The organism is Microbacterium sp. CFBP9023, from assembly GCF_034045055.1.
Lineage (GTDB): Bacteria > Actinomycetota > Actinomycetes > Actinomycetales > Microbacteriaceae > Microbacterium.
Genome location: NZ_JAXCWI010000001.1, coordinates 690,692 through 708,402, shown reverse-complemented (window position 1 = coordinate 708,402; position 17,711 = coordinate 690,692). Strand labels below are relative to the sequence as shown.

General features: G+C 67.7%; 16 protein-coding genes. 9 read left to right on the top strand and 7 right to left on the bottom strand.

Translation table 11 applies throughout. From position 1 onward, the window contains the following. Positions 1–45 precede the first annotated feature (45 nt). A complete protein-coding gene (gene ppgK, locus SOM10_RS03420; RefSeq protein ID WP_053096292.1) occupies positions 46–792 on the bottom strand; it encodes a polyphosphate--glucose phosphotransferase in 747 nt (248 codons plus the stop codon). Positions 793–862: 70 nt separating this feature from the next. On the opposite strand from ppgK, the gene SOM10_RS03415 reads away from it, so the two are divergent. From SOM10_RS03415 to SOM10_RS03400, 4 genes are read left to right on the top strand one after another with little or no spacing between them, the layout of a single operon-like run. Then, a complete protein-coding gene (locus tag SOM10_RS03415) occupies positions 863–1,075 on the top strand; it encodes a hypothetical protein (protein ID WP_053096290.1) in 213 nt (70 codons plus the stop codon). Positions 1,076–1,077: 2 nt separating this feature from the next. After that, positions 1,078–2,415: a type I glutamate--ammonia ligase gene (glnA, locus tag SOM10_RS03410; protein WP_042541155.1), complete on the top strand. Its 1,338-nt coding sequence runs from the start codon at positions 1,078–1,080 to the stop codon at positions 2,413–2,415. Positions 2,416–2,424: 9 nt separating this feature from the next. Continuing rightward, a complete protein-coding gene (locus SOM10_RS03405; protein ID WP_320488404.1) occupies positions 2,425–5,400 on the top strand; it encodes a bifunctional [glutamine synthetase] adenylyltransferase/[glutamine synthetase]-adenylyl-L-tyrosine phosphorylase in 2,976 nt (991 codons plus the stop codon). A 9-nt stretch (positions 5,401–5,409) separates the two neighbouring features. After that, on the top strand, positions 5,410–6,339 hold the full coding sequence (locus SOM10_RS03400; protein WP_320488402.1) for a diacylglycerol/lipid kinase family protein: 930 nt from the start codon (positions 5,410–5,412) through the stop codon (positions 6,337–6,339). Here SOM10_RS03400 and SOM10_RS03395 read toward each other — a convergent pair. After that, positions 6,326–7,480, bottom strand: a complete 1,155-nt coding sequence (locus SOM10_RS03395; protein ID WP_082586596.1) for an AI-2E family transporter — start codon at positions 7,478–7,480, stop codon at positions 6,326–6,328. The genes SOM10_RS03400 and SOM10_RS03395 overlap by 14 nt on opposite strands. A gap of 141 nt (positions 7,481–7,621) precedes the next feature. Here SOM10_RS03395 and SOM10_RS03390 point away from each other — a divergent pair, with 141 nt between their 5' ends. Further along, on the top strand, positions 7,622–7,810 hold the full coding sequence (locus tag SOM10_RS03390; protein WP_053096284.1) for a hypothetical protein: 189 nt from the start codon (positions 7,622–7,624) through the stop codon (positions 7,808–7,810). Positions 7,811–7,859: 49 nt separating this feature from the next. Beyond that, entirely contained in the window at positions 7,860–8,099 is a 240-nt protein-coding gene (locus SOM10_RS03385) for a hypothetical protein (protein ID WP_053096281.1), read from the top strand. Between the two features lie 243 nt (positions 8,100–8,342). Here SOM10_RS03385 and glnA (SOM10_RS03380) read toward each other — a convergent pair whose 3' ends face one another. Then, entirely contained in the window at positions 8,343–9,767 is a 1,425-nt protein-coding gene (gene glnA / locus SOM10_RS03380) for a type I glutamate--ammonia ligase (RefSeq protein ID WP_053096279.1), read from the bottom strand. A gap of 160 nt (positions 9,768–9,927) precedes the next feature. On the opposite strand from glnA (SOM10_RS03380), the gene SOM10_RS03375 reads away from it, so the two are divergent. Further along, entirely contained in the window at positions 9,928–10,314 is a 387-nt protein-coding gene (locus SOM10_RS03375) for an RDD family protein (protein WP_157557472.1), read from the top strand. A gap of 6 nt (positions 10,315–10,320) precedes the next feature. On the opposite strand, the gene SOM10_RS03370 is transcribed toward SOM10_RS03375, so the two are convergent. Further along, positions 10,321–10,800 carry an ATP-dependent zinc protease gene (locus SOM10_RS03370; RefSeq protein WP_053096276.1) on the bottom strand — a complete coding sequence of 160 codons (480 nt, stop codon included), beginning with the start codon at positions 10,798–10,800 and terminating at the stop codon, positions 10,321–10,323. A 26-nt stretch (positions 10,801–10,826) separates the two neighbouring features. On the opposite strand from SOM10_RS03370, the gene SOM10_RS03365 reads away from it, so the two are divergent. Next, positions 10,827–12,014, top strand: a complete 1,188-nt coding sequence (locus SOM10_RS03365; protein WP_053096274.1) for a RimK family alpha-L-glutamate ligase — start codon at positions 10,827–10,829, stop codon at positions 12,012–12,014. A gap of 64 nt (positions 12,015–12,078) precedes the next feature. On the opposite strand, the gene SOM10_RS03360 is transcribed toward SOM10_RS03365, so the two are convergent. After that, positions 12,079–12,789, bottom strand: coding sequence for a DUF4191 family protein (locus SOM10_RS03360; protein ID WP_053099128.1), 711 nt, complete (start codon positions 12,787–12,789; stop codon positions 12,079–12,081). A gap of 161 nt (positions 12,790–12,950) precedes the next feature. On the opposite strand from SOM10_RS03360, the gene SOM10_RS03355 reads away from it, so the two are divergent. Then, positions 12,951–14,453 (top strand): hypothetical protein, encoded by a 1,503-nt coding sequence (locus tag SOM10_RS03355; RefSeq protein WP_320488397.1) that lies wholly within the window; start codon positions 12,951–12,953, stop codon positions 14,451–14,453. A gap of 8 nt (positions 14,454–14,461) precedes the next feature. Here SOM10_RS03355 and sucB read toward each other — a convergent pair whose 3' ends face one another. Both sucB and lpdA read right to left on the bottom strand, forming a co-directional pair. Next, positions 14,462–16,270, bottom strand: a complete 1,809-nt coding sequence (gene sucB / locus SOM10_RS03350) for a 2-oxoglutarate dehydrogenase, E2 component, dihydrolipoamide succinyltransferase (RefSeq protein WP_320488395.1) — start codon at positions 16,268–16,270, stop codon at positions 14,462–14,464. Between the two features lie 67 nt (positions 16,271–16,337). Then, complete coding sequence (gene lpdA, locus SOM10_RS03345) at positions 16,338–17,711, bottom strand: dihydrolipoyl dehydrogenase (RefSeq protein ID WP_320488394.1); 1,374 nt, start codon at positions 17,709–17,711, stop codon at positions 16,338–16,340.

Genomic DNA, 17,711 nt, shown 5'->3' with positions numbered 1-17,711 from the left:
CCCCGCCGGATCGGCGGGGCCTTCGTCGTCTCTGTGGTCGGGGAATCAGTCGCCGGCGAGCGAAGCCGCGCCGATGATGCCGGAGTTGTTGCGGTGGATCGCCGGGACGATCGGTGTCTTGAGGTCGAGAAGCGGGAGGAAGTCACCGGCGTTCTTCGACACTCCGCCGCCGACCACGAACAGGTCGGGGCTGAAGAGGAACTCGATGTGCGAGTAGAACTTCTGCAGACGTTCCGCCCACTCCGCCCAGCTGAGTCCCTCGCGCTCGCGCGCCGAGGTGGCTGCATACGTCTCGACCGACTCGTACTCGCCGAAGTTCAGGTGGCCGAGCTCGGTGTTCGGCAGCAGGACTCCGTCGTACAGGAATGCCGAGCCGATGCCCGTGCCGAGGGTCGTGAGCAGCGTGAAGCCGCGCACATCCCGCGCCGCGCCGTGGCGGGCCTCCGCGACGCCGGCGGCATCCGCATCGTTGACGAAGACGATGTTGCGCCCGAGCCCGTCGCGGAAGAACCGCTCGGCGTCGAAGTCGATCCATTCCTTCGAGACGTTGGCGGCCGAGAGCGTCTTGCCGCGCTTGACGATCGCCGGGAACGCCACGCCGAGGGGAAGAGTCGTGTCCTTGACGTCGAGCGTCTTCAGAACCGTCTGCACGGCCTGCAGGACGTCCTGCGGTGATGCGCCCTCAGGAGTGGGTACGCGTACCCTGTCCGAGGCCATGGTGCCGTGCTCGAGGTCGACCAGACCTGCCTTGATACCCGTGCCGCCGATGTCGACGCCGATCGCTTTTGCCATGCTGGTTAGCTTAGCGACCACGCTCAGCGCCAGTAGGATCGATGACACCACGTGAAGAAGGGGATCGGCCATGTCGAACGGCGATGAGAAGTACTGGTACAACCTGGAGACCGGCCAGGTGGAATTCGGCATGATCTCCGCGTCGGCCGACCGCGTCGGCCCCTTCGACACCGAGGCTGAGGCGTCTCGGGCTCCGGAGAAGCTCAAGGAGCGTTCGCGCGCCTGGGCTGAGGAGGAAGCAGCCGAGAGCGGCTGGGACGCCGGTATCGGCAAGGCCGAGTGACCGTGGACAAGCAGAGGGATTTCGTCCTCCGGACGATCGAAGAGCGCGGCGTCAAGTTCGTCCGCCTGTGGTTCACCGATGTCATCGGCACGCTCAAGTCCGTCGCCATCGCGCCGGCCGAGGTCGAGGGTGCGTTCGCCGAGGGCATCGGATTCGACGGCTCGGCCATCGAGGGCCTGACCCGCAGCTACGAGTCCGACCTGCTCGCCCAGCCCGACCCCACCACCTTCCAGACCCTGCCGTGGCGCGGCGAGATCGACCCGACCGCGCGCATGTTCTGCGACATCACGACGCCGGACGGCCGTCCGGCCGTCTCCGACCCCCGCCATGTGCTCAAGCGCACGCTCGCCAAGGCGGCGGATGCCGGATTCACGTTCTACACGCACCCCGAGATCGAGTTCTACCTCCTCAAGTCGTCGTCGTTCGGCCCTGAGGGTCCGGTTCCGGTCGACTCCGCTGGCTACTTCGACAACGTTCCCGGCGGCACGGCACACGACTTCCGCCGCCGTTCCGTGCGGATGCTCGAGGATCTCGGCATCTCCGTCGAGTTCAGCCACCACGAGGGCGGCCCGGGTCAGAACGAGATCGACCTGCGCTACGCGGACGCGCTGACGATGGCCGACAACGTCATGACCTTCCGCACCGTCATCAAAGAGGTCGCGATCGAGCAGGGCGTCTACGCCACCTTCATGCCGAAGCCGCTGAGCGGTCACCCCGGAAGCGGCATGCACACGCACATGTCGCTCTTCGAGGGCGAGCGCAACGCGTTCTATGAAGAGGGCGCCAAGTACCAGCTCTCCAAGACCGGACGACACTTCATCGCCGGCCTGCTGCGACACGCCAACGAGATGGCGGCGGTGACCAACCAGTTCGTGAACTCCTACAAGCGGCTCTGGGGCGGCGACGAGGCTCCGAGCTTCGTCACCTGGGGCCACAACAACCGCTCCGCTCTGGTGCGCGTGCCGATGTACAAGCCCAACAAGGGCGGTTCGTCGCGTGTCGAGTACCGCGCGCTCGACTCGGCAGCCAACCCGTATCTCGCGTACGCCCTCATGCTCGCGGCCGGCCTCAAGGGCATCGAGGAGGAGTACGAGCTGCCTCCCGAGGCCGAGGACAACGTGTGGTCGCTCAGCGACGCCGAGCGCCGCGCGCTCGGCTATTCTGCGCTTCCGGCGAGCCTCGACCACGCGCTCGAGTACATGGAGAGCTCCGAGCTCGTCGCCGAGACCCTCGGCGAATCGGTCTTCAACTACGTGCTGCTCAACAAGCGCAAGGAGTGGGAGGCCTACCGCGGCCAGGTCACTCCGCTGGAGCTGAAGAACAACCTCGAGCTGCTCTGAGCGTCGTCGATGGCCCGTTCGGACGATTCCGTCTCTCTCTCCGCGCTGGCCAGGCTGGGGTTCGCCGAGCTCAGTGAGGCGGCGGCGAACCTCACCGAGCTCGCGGCCCTGATCGGAGTCGAGCGCTCACTTCTGCTCAGCGAGGCGGACGCGGCCGACCCCGATGCGGCGGTCGAGGGGATGCTGCGCGTGGCACGGCGCGATGCGGCACCCATCGCCGCCCTGTTCACCGACCAGCGGGCGCGCCGACGTGCGTGGCGGGTGTTCGGGGCGTCGCAGGGCTTCGCCGACTTCTTCCTGCGGCATCCGACCGAGATCTCGGTGCTCGGCGACACGTCCACCGAACTGCCGTCTGCGCACGAGCTGCGCGATCGGATGCTCGAGGCCGTCGGAGCGCGCGACGGATTCGCCGAGTCGGGCGATGACAGCGCGGTGGTCACGCTGCGTGTGGCGTATCGCCGCAACCTCGCTCTGATCGCCGCGATCGACCTGACGGCGCACAATCCTGTGCGCATCGTCGCGGATGTCGCCGCCGCGCTGGCCGATATCGCGGGCGCGGCGCTGGAGGCATCTCTGGCGATCGCGCGCCGGCGGCTGGTCGACACGATGAGTCGCGAGCAGGTCGCGGCCACGCAGCTGGCGATCATCGGCATGGGCAAGGCGGGTGCACGCGAGCTGAACTACGTCAGCGATGTCGATGTGATCTTCGTCGGCGGAACCGCAGACGAGGACGCCGTCCCGGAGTCGCGCGCGATCGACATCGCGACCCGTCTCGCGAGGGAGACGATGCGAGGACTGAGCGGCATCGAGGTCGAGCCCCCGCTGTGGGAGGTCGACGCCGCGCTCCGTCCCGAAGGCAAGCAGGGCGCGCTCGTCCGGTCGCTCGGCTCGCACCTGGCCTACTACGACCGCTGGGCGAAGAGCTGGGAGTTCCAGGCGCTACTGAAGGCGCGACCCCTCGCGGGCGATGCGGAGCTCGGCGCCGAGTACATCGCCGCCGTGCAGCCGAAGGTCTTCTCCAGTGCCGCGCGTGAGAACTTCGTCGACAGCGTGCAGCGCATGCGCGAGCGGGTCATGGAGCACATCGACCCCGAGGATGCCCCGTACCAGCTCAAACTCGGCTCGGGCGGCCTGCGGGACATCGAGTTCACCGTGCAGTTGCTGCAGCTCGTGCACGGCCTCACAGACCCCCGTCTGCGCACGCGTGGCACACTCGAGAGCCTCGACGCCCTGGTGGAGGGCGGCTACATCGGCCGGGCCGAGGCTGCGTCTTTCGCCGATGACTACTGCGTGCTGCGGTTGATGGAGCACAGGTTGCAGCTCCGCGAGCTCAGCCGCACCCACCTGATGCCCCGCACACCGGCGGGCCTCCGGGTGCTCGCGCGCAGCACCGGCCTGGGCGAGTCCGGTGAAGCGATCTGGGCGCGCTGGGAGAGCGTGCGGCGGGAGGTGCGCGACATCCACACCCGCCTGTTCTACCGGCCTCTCCTGAGCGCTGTGGCGGCGCTGCCGGAAGAGGAGCGCACGCTGTCCACGGCACAGGCGCACGACCGGCTCATGGCGATCGGCTTCCGGGATCCGGCCGGCGCCCTGCGCCACATCGGTGCACTCACCACCGGATTGAGCCGCAAGGCGACCATCCAGCGGCATCTCATGCCCGTGATGGTGCGCTGGTTCGCCGACGGCAGCGACCCCGACTATGCGTTGATCGCGTTCCGTCGCATCAGCGAACGCCTCGGCGACACTCCCTGGTTCCTCCGGATGCTGCGTGATTCCTCGGGCGCTGCCGAGAGCCTGACGCGCCTCCTCTCGTCGTCGCGCTACGTCGGCGAGCTCATGGAGTGGATACCCGAGTCCGTCGCCTGGCTCGACAGCAGCGAGCTGCTGCGGCCCCGCAGCGGGGCCGCTCTCGACGAGGAGGCCAGGGCCATCCAGACGCGGCACAGGAACGTCGGCGACGCGCTGCAGGCGGTGCGAGCGCTGCGGCGGCGCGAGCTGCTGCGAACGGCGATGGGCGGCGTCCTCGACGTGCTCTCGATCGAGCAGATCGCGACGTCCCTGACTGAGATCACCGACGCGACGATCCAGGCGGCGCTGCGCGCGGTCCGCCGCGAGATCGTCCCGCTCGACGATGAGGCGCTCGACTTCGCGGTGATCGGCATGGGGCGGTTCGGGGGAGCGGAGCTGGGCTTCGGCTCCGATGCCGACATCCTCTACGTGTACGACGCGAACGGCGTCGATCCGCAACGCGCGCAGACGCTCGCCACGCGCATCGTCGCTGGCCTCCGAGAGCACCTCACCGACCACCGTGTGCCGTTGGACCTCGATGCCGATCTCCGTCCGGAGGGACGCAACGGACCCGTCGTCCGATCGATCGACGCGTATGCGGAGTACTACCGGCGCTGGTCGCTCTCCTGGGAGGCTCAGGCACTCCTGCGGGCGAGAGGCGTGGCGGGCAGCGCGACTCTCATCGAGAAGTTCACCGCCCTCGCCGACAGCATCCGCTACCCCGCCGAGATCGACCTGCAGGGAACCCGCGAGATCAAGCGCATCAAGGCGCGAGTCGAGGGGGAGCGGCTGCCTCAGGGAGTCGATCCGCGTCGACACCTGAAGCTCGGTCCGGGCACGCTGAGCGACGTCGAGTGGCTGGTGCAGCTGCTCCAGCTGCAGCACGCCCATGACGTACCGGCCCTGCGCACCACGTCGACGCTCACGGCGCTCCAGGCGGCCGTCGACGCAGGCCACGTTCCCGCTGAATCCGCCGATCTCCTCCGGGCCGCGTGGCTGCTGTCGAGCCGTCTGCGATCCGCGATCACCCTCTACACGGGCAAGACGAGCGACGTGCTCCCGACGGATCCGCGCGACCTCGACGCCATCGGTCGGCTGCTCGGGTACCCCGACCGTTCGGCGAGCATTCTCGACGACGACTACCTCGGCGTGACCCGGCGTGCGCGCCGGGCATTCGAGCAGCTCTTCTACGGCTAGCCTGGCTCCATGACGATCTCGAAGCTCGGTGTGATCTGGAACCCCTCGAAGGTCGATGGGGACTCGCTGCGCGCAGCCGTCGCCGAGACCTTCGTCTCCGACGGTGTCGGCACTCCTGTCGAGTGGTGGGAGACCAGCATCGAGGACCCGGGGCGGGGAATGGCCGCCGAAGCTGTGGCCGCAGGCTGCGACGTGGTGATCGCCGTCGGCGGCGACGGCACCGTCCGGGCGGTCGCTGAATCGTTGGCGGGCACGGACGCCGCGCTGGGCATCGTGCCGCAGGGCACGGGCAACCTGCTCGCGCGGAACCTCGAGATCCCCCTCAACGACATCCCCGCTGCGTTGGTTCGGGTGCGCGACGGCGAGCCGCAGCGGATCGACATGGGCTGGGTCGACCACGACGGCACCGAGCACGCGTTCGTGGTGATGGTCGGTTTCGGCATCGACGCGCAGATGCTGGTCGAGACCGACGAGGACCTGAAGAACCGAGCCGGATGGATCGCCTACGTCGAGGCGATGGGACGTGCTCTCGCCGGCACCGAGATGACCGACATCACCCTGACGCTCGACGATCAGGAGCCGCAGGGGCTTCGCGGTCACACCATGCTGATCGGCAACTGCGGCATGCTGCAGGGCGGCATCCGTCTCCTGCCGGATGCGGTGCTCGACGACGGACTGCTCGACATGCTGCTCGTGAGCGCCGAAGGGCCCCTCCAGTGGCTCGACACCGTCCGTGCCTTCGTGTGGGAGAACGGCATCCGTCGCATGATGGGCAATGTCGACACCGCTGTGAGCACCGACTCGACGACGCACATCTCCGCGGAGCGGGTGCGCGTGCAGCTCGCGTCACCGCAGATGTTCGAGATCGATGGCGAAGAGGTCGGACACGTCTCCGACTTCACCGTGCGGGTCCAGCCCGCCGCCCTCACCGTTCGCTGAGGGTTCCCGGTGGGACGACCTTGCTGTCCTGCGTCGGGAAGACGACCTTCTGCACGATGATGATGATGCTCGCGGCGACGGGGATGGCGACGAGTGCGCCGAGGATCCCGCCGAGTGCGCCACCGGCGACGGCCGCGATCACCACGAGCGCTCCGGGAACGGCGACCGCCTTGTTCATGATTCGCGGGGACAGGACGTATGCCTCGATCTGCATGTAGACGAGGTAGTAGCCGAACGCGATGAGAGCGGTCACCGGGCTCACGATGAGGCAGATCAGCGCATTGATGATCGAGGCGCTCAGCGTTCCGACGAGCGGGATCATCGAGCCGATGAAGGCGATCAGCGCGAGCAGCGCCGGCACGGGGGCTCCGATGATGCTCAGCACGATCAGGCTCAGGATGCCGTTGATGAGCGCCAGGCTGGCCTGCCCCATCACGTATCGCCCGACGGCGCCGGAGACGTCTTCGAGGAGCCCTCCGAAGGTGTCGCGCTGGTAGGACGGGACGAAGCGCACCGCGACGCGCTTCATGCTGCGCAGCGAGGCCATGAAGTACAGGGTCAGGATGAGCACGATGGTGACGCCGGTGAAGCCGCCGGCGATGCCGGCGCCGACCGCGAAGACTCCGCCGCTGATGTTGAGGATGTTGCCCGGATCCTGGACGAAGCTCAGCACGCCCTGCGCCGCGTCGTCGAAGGTGGAGCCGAACTGCTCGCTCACGTCCTTGAACCAGGCGCTGGCCATGAAGTCCTCGACCATCTTCGGGCCGTCCTGGATCAGGTTGGTCACCTGCTCGATGAGAAGAGGCACGATGGCCAGGATGATGCCGGCGAAGACCAGGATCACGACGGACACGACGATGGCGACGGCGGCCGGGCGAGGGAGCTTGCGTTCGATGAACGAGACGATCGGGTCGAGCCCGAGTGCGAGGAAGATCGCCACCCCGATGTAGACCAGCACCGTGGCGAGCTGGTTGACGATTCCGCCGAGCATCAGCGCGACGAGCACACCCAGAGCACCGAGGAGGCCGAACATGAACGGGTTGATCCGGGCGATCGCCGCGGCCGCTGTCTTCGGCTGCGCGGGAGGAGTCTCGGTGGTGTGGACCCTCTTCGGCTGCAGCCTGTCGTACTTGCGGCGCATGATGGCCCCCCACTTGTGTTCATTCGGACCCCTCAGTTGACCAGTAGGGGCGGGTGAAAGCAAGCGCGACACGGTCGTGCGGGCGGCGGATCCCCCATGCGGGGGATGCGGTGACCGCCAGGCGTTCGTACGGTGGATGACATGACGGATGCAGAGAAGGATTCGCAGAAGAAGCCGCAGAACGGTCTTGCAGTCGGCCTCGGCCTGGGCATCGCCGTCGGTGCGGGGCTCGGACTCACCGTGTTCGACAACCTCGCACTCGGAATGGGCCTCGGCCTCTCGATCGGCGTCGCGATCGGCGTCGCTGTGGATTCGCGCGCCGGCGAGTGAGAACTTCCGCGACCGGGGGGATGCCGCGGGCTCGCGTAGTCTTCAGAACATGGCGAAGCGGGGTGGACGGGGTGCACGGTGGCGGTACCGCCGCGAGTGGCTGCTGACTGCGGTGTCGGCGCTGCTCTTCGCCTACATGGTCGGGCTCGTGCTGGTCACGCTGACCTGGAGCGTCGCATATTCCCTCCCGCAGTGGATCCTCATCGGAGTCATGGTGACCGGGTCGGCCGTGCTGCTCGCATGGCAGGTGCGCAAGGTCCGCGGGCTTCGACGCAGCCGCGACCGGTGAGCTCGGCGACGCCGTCCGTCGCCCAGAGCTACACCGTAGCGGGCGCGTAGGCCCATCCCGGCCCGGCTCGAACGGGCAGCCTCCCTCTCCGAAAAACTGGACGCGGAGCCGGGGCGAGCTCACGCGCCTAGGGCGGGACCGGGAAAGACTCTACGCGAGACGCACAGAGAGCCCGCCAGGCATGGCCTGACGGGCTCTCTGTGCGATTCGGCGGACCTACCCCCGGAATCCCGCGGGATCTGGTTACACCCCGAAGTACAGCTCGTACTCGAACGGGTGCGGGCGCTGAGCCATCGGCAGGATCTCGTTCTCGTACTTGTACGAGATCCAGGTCTCGATGAGCTCCTCGGTGAAGACGCCACCCTCGAGGAGGAACTGGTGGTCCTCCTTCAGTGCGTCGAGCGAGTCGAGCAGCGAGTTCGGGACCTGCGGGATGTTCTTCGCCTCCTCGGGGGGAAGCTCGTAGAGGTCCTTGTCGACGGGCTCGTGCGGCTCGATGCGGTTCTTGATGCCGTCGAGGCCGGCCATGAGCTGCGCGGCGAAGGCGAGGTACGGGTTGCCCGATGCGTCAGGCGCGCGGAACTCGATGCGCTTGGCCTTCGGGTTGGAGCCCGTGATCGGGATGCGGATGGCAGCCGAGCGGTTTCCGGCCGAGTAGACCAGGTTGACCGGAGCCTCGAAGCCCTTGACCAGACGGTGGTAGCTGTTCAGGGTCGGGTTCGTGAAGGCGAGCAGCGCCGGAGCGTGCGCCAGGATGCCGCCGATGTACCAGCGAGCGATGTCGCTGAGCTGACCGTAGCCGGCCTCGTCGTAGAAGAGCGGCTTGCCGTCGTTCCACAGCGACTGGTGCGTGTGCATTCCCGATCCGTTGTCGCCGTACAGCGGCTTCGGCATGAAGGTGGCGACCTTGCCCCACTCTTCGGCGGTGTTCTTGACGATGTACTTGAACTTCAGGATGTCGTCCGCCGAGTGCACCATGGTGTCGAAGCGGTAGTTGATCTCCTGCTGGCCCGCGGTGCCGACCTCGTGGTGCGAGCGCTCGAGGATGAACCCGGCGTCGATCAGCTTCAGGGTGATGTCGTCGCGCAGGTCAGCGGTCTTGTCGACCGGGCTGACGGGGAAGTAGCCACCCTTGTACGGGGTCTTGTTGGCGAGGTTTCCGCCCTCTTCCTCACGACCGGTGTTCCACGCGGCCTCTTCGGAATCGACCTTGTAGAAGCTCTCGCCGGCGGTGACCGAGTAGCGCACGTCGTCGAAGATGTAGAACTCGGCCTCGGGGGCGAAGAACGCCGTGTCGGCGATGCCGGTGGAGGCGAGGTACTTCTCGGCCTTCTTCGCGACCTGGCGCGGGTCCTTCGAGTAGATCTCTCCCGTGCGCGGGTTGTAGATGTCGAAGATCATCACGAGGGTGCTCGCCTCGCGGAACGGGTCCATGTATGCCGTCGTGACGTCAGGGATGAGCTGCATGTCGGACTCGTGGATGCTGGCGAAGCCACGGATCGAAGAGCCGTCGAACAGCTGTCCGTCCACGAAGAAGTCCTCGTCGACAGTGGCCGCAGGGATGTTGAAGTGCTGCTGAACACCAGGGAGATCAGTGAATCGGATGTCAAGGAACTTGACGTCGTTCTCCTTGATGTAGGTCAGCACCTCGGACGAATCTTTGAACATGTACGACTCCTGGATTGCGGATCGATGGCTTCACGGCCATTGTGCACAGTACGTGCGGGGCGTTACCCCACGGTATCCGCTTTGTTTCGAGCATGTTACGCGCCGGTAGGCTGGATACGTGACGGACGCTGTGAACACGTACCCCGGAGAACGACTCGGAATGCCGCAGACGGGGACGGGCAGCATCGCCCGCCCTGGACGGCGAATCGGGGCCCTTCTCATCGACTATGTGGCTGCGACGATCATCGCCACCGGGTTCCTCGGCTACGACCAGTTCGCACTGCCCGCCGAGGCCGGCCTCACCATGTTCGCGCCGATGGCGGTCTTCGCCCTGCTGCAGATCCTCTTCATCCCGACGGCCGGCGGAAGCCCCGGGCACCGTATCCTCGGCATGCGCGTGGTACGTCTGGGCGGCGGCTGGGTGGGGATCTGGCGTCCGATCGTCCGCACCCTGCTGATCATCGTCGTGATCCCGGCGGTCATCTGGGACGCCGATCAGCGAGGAATCCACGACAAGGTGACGGGACTCGTGCTCATCCGCGCCTGATCGGGCTCACTCCTTGCCGCGATTGCGGCGTCTGGCCTCGCGCGGAGCGCGACCGCCGAGGAACGAACGGGCAGGGTCGACGATATAACCCTGTCGCAGCGCCTCGCGACCGATGAGCATGCGGAAACCCATCTCGTCCCGGTTGCTCAGCGTGACCTCCGCGAGCACCTCCCGGTCATGCAGACGGATCAGCATCTCGACGACGAGTCGCTCCTGGGCATGGCCCGATGAGCTGCGCACGGCGCGGCGATCATGCACAGGGGACTCGACGATGACGGCATCCTCCTGGCTGTCCTGCCAGGGCTTCACACGGAACCGAACCCACGACACGCCGTCGCGCTCGAACTCCTGGATCTGGAATGCGTGCAGCGAAGAGGTGCGCGCGCCCGTGTCGATCTTGGCTTTGAGCCAGTCGACTCCGAGATCAGGCAGGCTCACCCATTCTCGCCACCCGATAAGGGTGTTTGAATGGGATGACTTACTCACCCGACCATCCTGGCAGGAAATCCCCCGTGAAGATCGCAGTGCTCTCCCGCGCGCCGCAGGCGTACTCCACCCAAAGGCTGCGCGCCGCTGCGCTCCAGCGAGGTCACAACGTCAAGGTGCTCAACACGCTGCGATTCGCGATCGACCTCACCGCAGACGAGCCGGACCTGCACTACCGGGGCCGTCAGCTCAGCGACTACGACGCGATCCTGCCTCGCATCGGCAACTCGATCACCTACTTCGGCACCGCCGTCGTGCGCCAGTTCGAGCAGATGGACGTCTACACGCCGAACACGGCGAACGGGATCTCGAGCGCGCGGGACAAGCTCCGCGCGAATCAGATCCTCTCGCGCCACAACATCGCGATGCCTCCCACGGCCTTCGTCCGCAACCGTGCGGACGTCCGTCCGGCGATCGAACGCGTCGGGGGTGCTCCTGTCGTCATCAAGCTCCTCGAGGGCACGCAGGGGATCGGTGTGATCCTCGCGCCGCAGGTGAAGGTGGCCGAGGCCATCATCGAGACGCTGCACTCGACCAAGCAGAACGTGCTGATCCAGAAGTTCATCTCCGAGAGCCGCGGGCGCGACATCCGCGCTCTGGTCGTGGGCGACCGCGTGGTCGCCGCGATGCGGCGATCGGCGGCGGGTGACGAGTTCCGCTCGAACGTCCACCGTGGAGGCTCGGTGGAAGCCGTCGAGCTCGATCCGATCTACGAGCGCGCAGCCGTGCGCTCAGCCCAGATCATGGGGCTCCGCGTCGCCGGAGTCGACATGCTCGAAGGCGACGACGGCCCGCTCGTCATGGAGGTCAACTCGTCGCCTGGCCTGCAGGGCATCGAGACGGCCACGAAGCTCGACGTCGCAGGCGCCATCATCGACTACATCGCCGGCCAGGTCGCATTCCCCGAGATCGATGTGCGTCAGCGCCTGACCGTCTCCACGGGATACGGGGTCGCCGAGCTGATGGTGCACGGAGCTGTCGACCTCGTCGGCAAGACACTCGGCGAAGCCGGACTGTGGGAGCGCGACATCACCGTGCTCACGCTGCACCGCGGCGTCTCCGTCATCCCGAACCCGCGCAAGCACGTCGTCCTCGAGGCCGAGGATCGGCTCTTCTGCTTCGGCAAGCTCGACGAGATGCGGTCGATGGTTCCGGAACGTCGCCGTCGCCGCGCGAAGGTCCGTCGCCTTCCGCGTCAGCCGCTGTCGGAGTGAACGACGAAGCGCGGCCGACCTCGCGATGAGGTGCGGCCGCGCTTCTGCGTGTGCGGGGGTCAGCTCAACGCGGACGCTGCGCCCTGACCTTGGTGGGGTCGATGCCCTTCGGGATAGGGAGCGACGAGATCGACTGCGACACGGACTCGATGCGTCGGATGACGGCACCCATGGTGGCCTTGTCGATGACCTTCGGAAGCTTCTTGATGGTCTTTGCGAGATCGGCGATCGCGACGTCGTCGTCGCCGTGGCCGACGTAGAGCACCGTGACCGGCACGCCGTGGGCCACACGGGCTGCCTTGCTGCGCTCATCGTTGACCAGTCGGGTGAGGCGGCCGCGGGAGCCCTCTCCGACGACCACGACGCCGCCGCGACCCACGGTGCGGTAGACGGCATCCTGCGTCTTCGGGTTGATGCCGACCGGCGTCTCGGATCCTTGCCAGTTGCGTCCGAGGCTCGTGCTCAGCACGTGGCCCGTGGCGCCCGGCATACCGTCGATCTTCTGGTACATCGCAGAAGTAGATAGGCGCGTCATCAGGAACATCGCGCCGAGCAGGCCGAGCATCAGACCGGAGATGCCCCAGAGGATGAGAGTCCAGACCTGGAACGGCGGGATCAGGTAGCCCACGATGAGGCCGATGAGGACACCGATGACCAGCAGCGCGATCTGGGCCCAGGGCAGCCAGGGGTAGATCTCCCTCGTGAACTTGAAGAGGGACTTGATCTGGGAGAAGAATCCCGGACGCTTCTCGGGCGCGGACGTGCGGTTTGCCATGTGCATAAGAATACCGACTCCGGGGTGCGCTGATGGCGTCGTTCGCGTCGGGCGGATTCGGGCGCCTCGTCTTCTCCTGCACACGCGGCCGATTCGTGCGCATGCGTGCACATCATGCGATGTCTGCGTGGGAGCGCCGTGCGATGCGATGACATGGGGGAATGGCGGAGAAGGAAACGAAGGCGAGCGGTGCGGCACTGGTGCCCGGTGCGCATCGGACGATCAGGAGGATCGACGCGGACGAGGGGCCGTACGCGGGAACGCTGGTCACCCGAGGCGCGGCGATGGCCGTTCTGGTGGACTCCGCCTCGATCAGCGGGTGGGCTGGGTGGGACCACGCCGGTGACGACCACGTCGCGGGGCCGCTCGACATCGTGCGGCGCGCCGACGGGCACGACGCGCTGCTCCCATGGTGCACCGAGAGGGTCGCGACGTTCGTCGGTCGTCGCGCGGCAGCCGGCGTCGCGCTCGGCTCCGGGGAGATGACGACCCTGGTCGCCAGCATCCTGCGAGGTCTCGGTGAGCTCGGACGGACCGACGAGCACGAACATACGGGTGGCTGGTGGCTCACGGATGACGGGCGACCGACTTTCGTGATCGGCGTAGGCGAGACGGCACGGACGGCAGCGGCGGGTCTCGTCGCGCGGATTCGCGAGGACTGCATCGACCGCGCACTCGGTCGCCTGCTCGTCACGATCGAGGAAGGGCTGAGCGCTGCCACAGGACGGCCGGGGATGCCGATGCGACAGCTCGAGGGGTGGGAGGCAGAGCTGTTCGATACCGCGGCGCCGAAACCGCTGAGACGCGATGTGCATGCGCCTGAGCTGGCGAGAAGTGCGGACGCAGCGATCCGCGCAGCGGTCGTGCGACCCGACGAGCGAAGTCGGATGAGAACCCGTGCCACTCGACCTATGGCGGATAGCCGCGTGCGCGCTGTGACGTCTCGCGTCGTCGCGCCCTTGCTGCGTCGCCTCGACCTCTGGCGGGGTGCGATGCTCCTCGTGGTCGCGCGCCGGCATCGGAGAGACGCGGATCGAGCACGCGCCGCTCGCGTCGACAGGAGGATGGAGGCCCCCACAGGGGGCGTCCGAACCCCCGTGCGACGTGGGCGGAGGGCGATCGTCGCTGCGGCTGCGGCCGTAGCGGTGCTCGCCGGCGGACTTCTCTGGCCTGGGGGAGCGACAGGGGAACCGGGCGACGGGGGTACCACGGCGGTGCCGACGAGCGGTCGGGACGCGGAGCAGATCGACTCTGCGTCTGCCGATCCGTCACCGGCGGCGACGCCGACGGCACCCGAACCGAAGCCGGACGAGTCCCCGAAGGGATCACCGCCCGAGCGAGCCGATCCGGAGGATCCGGTCGAGGCGGCGCACCACCTCATCGACGCGATCAGGACCTGTGCGGCGAACGACGACGCGGTCTGTGCCGAAGCGGTCGCTCAGGGGTCCATCGGGGTCGCGGACGCATTGGCGGAAGGTGAGGAAGCATTACAGCTCGAACCCGTGGACGAGTACGGGGATGTCGCCGTGATCCGAGCTTCTGCGTCGGGAGGGGAAGAGGACGGGGCGGAGTCCGCCGCTGGGGAGCGGATGGTCGTACTCGTCCGGGTGGCAGAGAAATGGCTGGTCCGCGACGTGTACGACGTCGCGGACCAGCCAGGATGATGCGGTGGTCAGGCTCCGAGCTGAGCGGCGAACTGCGCCGACTCGAGGCGGGCCTTCACAGCACCGAGGAAGCGAGCGGCGTCTGCTCCGTCGATGATGCGGTGGTCGTACGAGAGAGCGAGGTACACGTACGAGCGGACGGCGATCGCGTCTGCGCCGCCGACCTTGACGAGACCGGGGCGCTTGACGACCGTTCCGGTGCCGAGGATCGCCGACTGCGGCAGGAAGACGACCGGAGTGTCGAACAGCGCGCCACGCGAACCCGTGTTGGTCAGCGTGAACGTGCCGCCGGCGAGCTCGTCGGGCTTCAGCTTGTTGTCGCGCGTGCGTGCCGCGAGGTCGGCGATCTCATGCGCGATCTCGGCGATGTTCTTCGACGCGGCGTCGCGCAGCACCGGCGTGAGCAGACCGCGCTCGGTGTCCACGGCGATCGAGACGTTCTCGGACTCGGGGTAGACGATCTGCTCGCCGTCGACCGTGGCGTTCACGATCGGGAAGGCACGCAGAGCCTCTGCGGCAGCGAGGGCGAAGAACGGCAGGAACGACAGCTTGTCGCCCGTCTTCTCGAGGAAAGACGCCTTGACGCTGTCGCGGTACTCCGCCAGAGCGGTCACATCGACCTCGACGACCGTCGTGAGCTGTGCGGTCTGCTGCATCGACTCGACGGCGCGCTTGGCCAGAACCTTGCGCAGGCGCGACATCGGCTGCGTGGTGCCACGCAACGGCGAGACCTCGAGCGGAGCGGGCGCAGCAGGGGCGGCCGCAGCGGCGGGTGCCGCCGACGCGCTCTCTGCGGCCTTGAGCACATCTTCCTTACGGATGCGTCCGCCGACGCCGGTACCGGTGACACTGGCCAGGTCGACGCCCTGCTGCGAAGCCAGACGGCGCACGAGCGGGGTCACGTACAGGTTGTCGCTCTCGGTCGGGAGGGACAGCTTCTGCTCGGCCGGAGCCGGAGCCGGAGCCGGAGCCGATGCCGCCGCGGGCGCGGGCTCGGACGGCGCTGCCGCCGGGGCGGGGGCGACAGGTGCGGACGCACCCTCGCTTGCCGGAGCCTGCTGCACGGGGGCTTCTGCCGCGGGAGCAGCAGGTGCCTCTGCCGCAGATGCGGGAGTCTCGGTGGGAGCGGCAGGAGCCTCGGCGGCCGGAGCCTCCGCAGCCGGTGCGGCGGCGGGAGCTGCTCCAGAACCGACACGAGCAAGCACAGCGCCGACCTCGACGGTCTCGTCTTCGGCGGCGACGATCTCCTGCAGCACGCCGGCGACGGGCGAGGGGATCTCGGTGTCGACCTTGTCGGTCGAGATCTCCAGCAGTGCCTCGTCGACCTCGACGGTGTCGCCGATCTGCTTGAGCCAGCGGGTGACGGTGCCTTCGGTCACACTCTCGCCGAGTTCGGGGAGGACGATGTCCGTGGCGTCGCCTGCGGGGGCAGCGGCCGGAGCAGCCGCGGCAGCGGGCGCAGCTTCGGCAGCAGGAGCGGGCTCCGAGGGGGCCTCGGCCTGCGGTGCGGCAGCCTGAGGCGCCTCCTCCGCGGCCGGCGCTGCGGCTGCAGGAGCATCCTCGGCAGGAGCAGCGGCGCTGCCGTCGCCGATACGCGCGAGGAGCGCGCCGACCTCGACGGTCTCGTCCTCGGCGACGAGGATCTCCTCGATCACACCGGTGACGGGCGAGGGGATCTCGGTGTCGACCTTGTCGGTCGAGATCTCGAGCAGGCCCTCATCCGCCTGAACGGTGTCTCCCACCTGCTTGAGCCAGCGGGTGACGGTACCCTCTGTGACGCTCTCGCCGAGAGGGGGGAGGACGACGGATGTGCTCATGACTGAGTCTCCTTCAGGAAGTTAAATGACGCGTGTCTAGCTTAGTGAACTGTTCACCGGTTGGTGTTCAGAGGGCGTGCAGCGGCTTTCCGGCGAGGGCGAGGAAGGCTTCACCGAGCGCCTCGCTCTGTGTGGGATGCGCATGGATCAGGGGGGCGATGTCCTCGGGGTGGGCCTCCCACGCGACGGCCAGCTGGCCCTCGGTGATGAGCTCGCCCACTCGGTCGCCGAGCAGATGGACACCGATGACGGGCCCGTCCTTGAGTCGGACCACCTTCACGAGGCCGGCTGTGCCGATGATCTCGCTCTTGCCGTTGCCGGCGAGGTTGTACTCGTACGCCACGACAGCATCGGCGCCGTGCTCGGTGACGGCAGCCTCCTCCGTGACGCCGACCGAGGCGACCTCGGGGCTCGAGTACGTGACCTTCGGGATCTGGATGTCGGGGACGTGCGCGGGGGAGAGACCGGCGATGCGTTCCGCGACGGCGATGCCCTGCTGGAAACCGCGGTGAGCGAGCTGCAGACCGGGCGTGATGTCTCCGACGGCCCAGAGCCCGGGCACACCGGTGCGCAGGTCCTGATCGACCGTGACGAAACCACGATCGAGAGTCACGCCGGCCTCTTCGAAGCCGAGGTCGGCCGTGACCGGACCTCGTCCGACCGCCACGAGAAGGTAGTCGGCGGTGAACTCCTTGCCGTCCTCCAGCGTGACGGTCACCGAGCTGTCGTCCTGCGTGGCGCTCTGGTAGCGGATGCCGAGGGAGTACTGGATGCCGCGGCGGCGGAACGCCCGTTCGAGGCCCTTGCTCATCGCGATGTCCTCGTTGGGCACCAGGTGCGGCAGCGCTTCGATGATGGTGACCTCGGTGCCGAACGAACGCCAGACGCTGGCGAACTCCACGCCGATCACGCCGCCGCCGAGCACGAGCACGCGCTCGGGGATCACGTCGAGCGACAGCGCCTGTTCGCTGGTGAGGATCCGCCCGCCGATCTCGAGGCCCGGGAGGGTCCGGCTGTACGAGCCGGTGGCGAGGACGACATCGGCGCCGACGTAGACGTCGTCGCCCACGCTCACCGTCCGGTCGGCGTTCAGGCGACCGAAGCCGGCGACGGTCGTGATGCCGCGGGCCTTCACCAGGCCCTCGAGGCCCTTGTACTTCTTCGCGACGATCCCCTCGCGGTATGCGCGCACTCCGGCGGGGTCGATTCCGTCGAGGGTCGCGGAGATGCCGACGTGGGCGGCGTCTCGCACATGCTCGGCGACCTCGGCCGCGTGCAGCAGCGCCTTCGTCGGGATGCAGCCGCGGTGCAGGCAGGTGCCGCCGACCTTGTCCTTCTCGATGAGCGCGACGGACTTGCCGAGCTCGCTCGCACGCAGAGCAGCGGCGTACCCGCCGCTGCCTCCGCCCAGGACGACGATGTCGAAGGTGTGCGTGGTCAT

Coding starts and splice junctions, on each gene's coding strand:
- ppgK (WP_053096292.1), bottom strand. CDS start 792: ATGGCAAAAGCGATCGGCGTCGACATCGGCGGCACGGGTATCAAGGCA.
- SOM10_RS03415 (WP_053096290.1), top strand. CDS start 863: ATGTCGAACGGCGATGAGAAGTACTGGTACAACCTGGAGACCGGCCAG.
- SOM10_RS03405 (WP_320488404.1), top strand. CDS start 2,425: ATGGCCCGTTCGGACGATTCCGTCTCTCTCTCCGCGCTGGCCAGGCTG.
- SOM10_RS03400 (WP_320488402.1), top strand. CDS start 5,410: ATGACGATCTCGAAGCTCGGTGTGATCTGGAACCCCTCGAAGGTCGAT.
- SOM10_RS03395 (WP_082586596.1), bottom strand. CDS start 7,480: ATGCGCCGCAAGTACGACAGGCTGCAGCCGAAGAGGGTCCACACCACC.
- SOM10_RS03390 (WP_053096284.1), top strand. CDS start 7,622: ATGACGGATGCAGAGAAGGATTCGCAGAAGAAGCCGCAGAACGGTCTT.
- SOM10_RS03385 (WP_053096281.1), top strand. CDS start 7,860: ATGGCGAAGCGGGGTGGACGGGGTGCACGGTGGCGGTACCGCCGCGAG.
- glnA (WP_053096279.1), bottom strand. CDS start 9,767: ATGTTCAAAGATTCGTCCGAGGTGCTGACCTACATCAAGGAGAACGAC.
- SOM10_RS03375 (WP_157557472.1), top strand. CDS start 9,928: ATGCCGCAGACGGGGACGGGCAGCATCGCCCGCCCTGGACGGCGAATC.
- SOM10_RS03360 (WP_053099128.1), bottom strand. CDS start 12,789: ATGGCAAACCGCACGTCCGCGCCCGAGAAGCGTCCGGGATTCTTCTCC.
- SOM10_RS03355 (WP_320488397.1), top strand. CDS start 12,951: ATGGCGGAGAAGGAAACGAAGGCGAGCGGTGCGGCACTGGTGCCCGGT.
- sucB (WP_320488395.1), bottom strand. CDS start 16,270: ATGAGCACATCCGTCGTCCTCCCCCCTCTCGGCGAGAGCGTCACAGAG.
- lpdA (WP_320488394.1), bottom strand. CDS start 17,711: ATGACCACGCACACCTTCGACATCGTCGTCCTGGGCGGAGGCAGCGGC.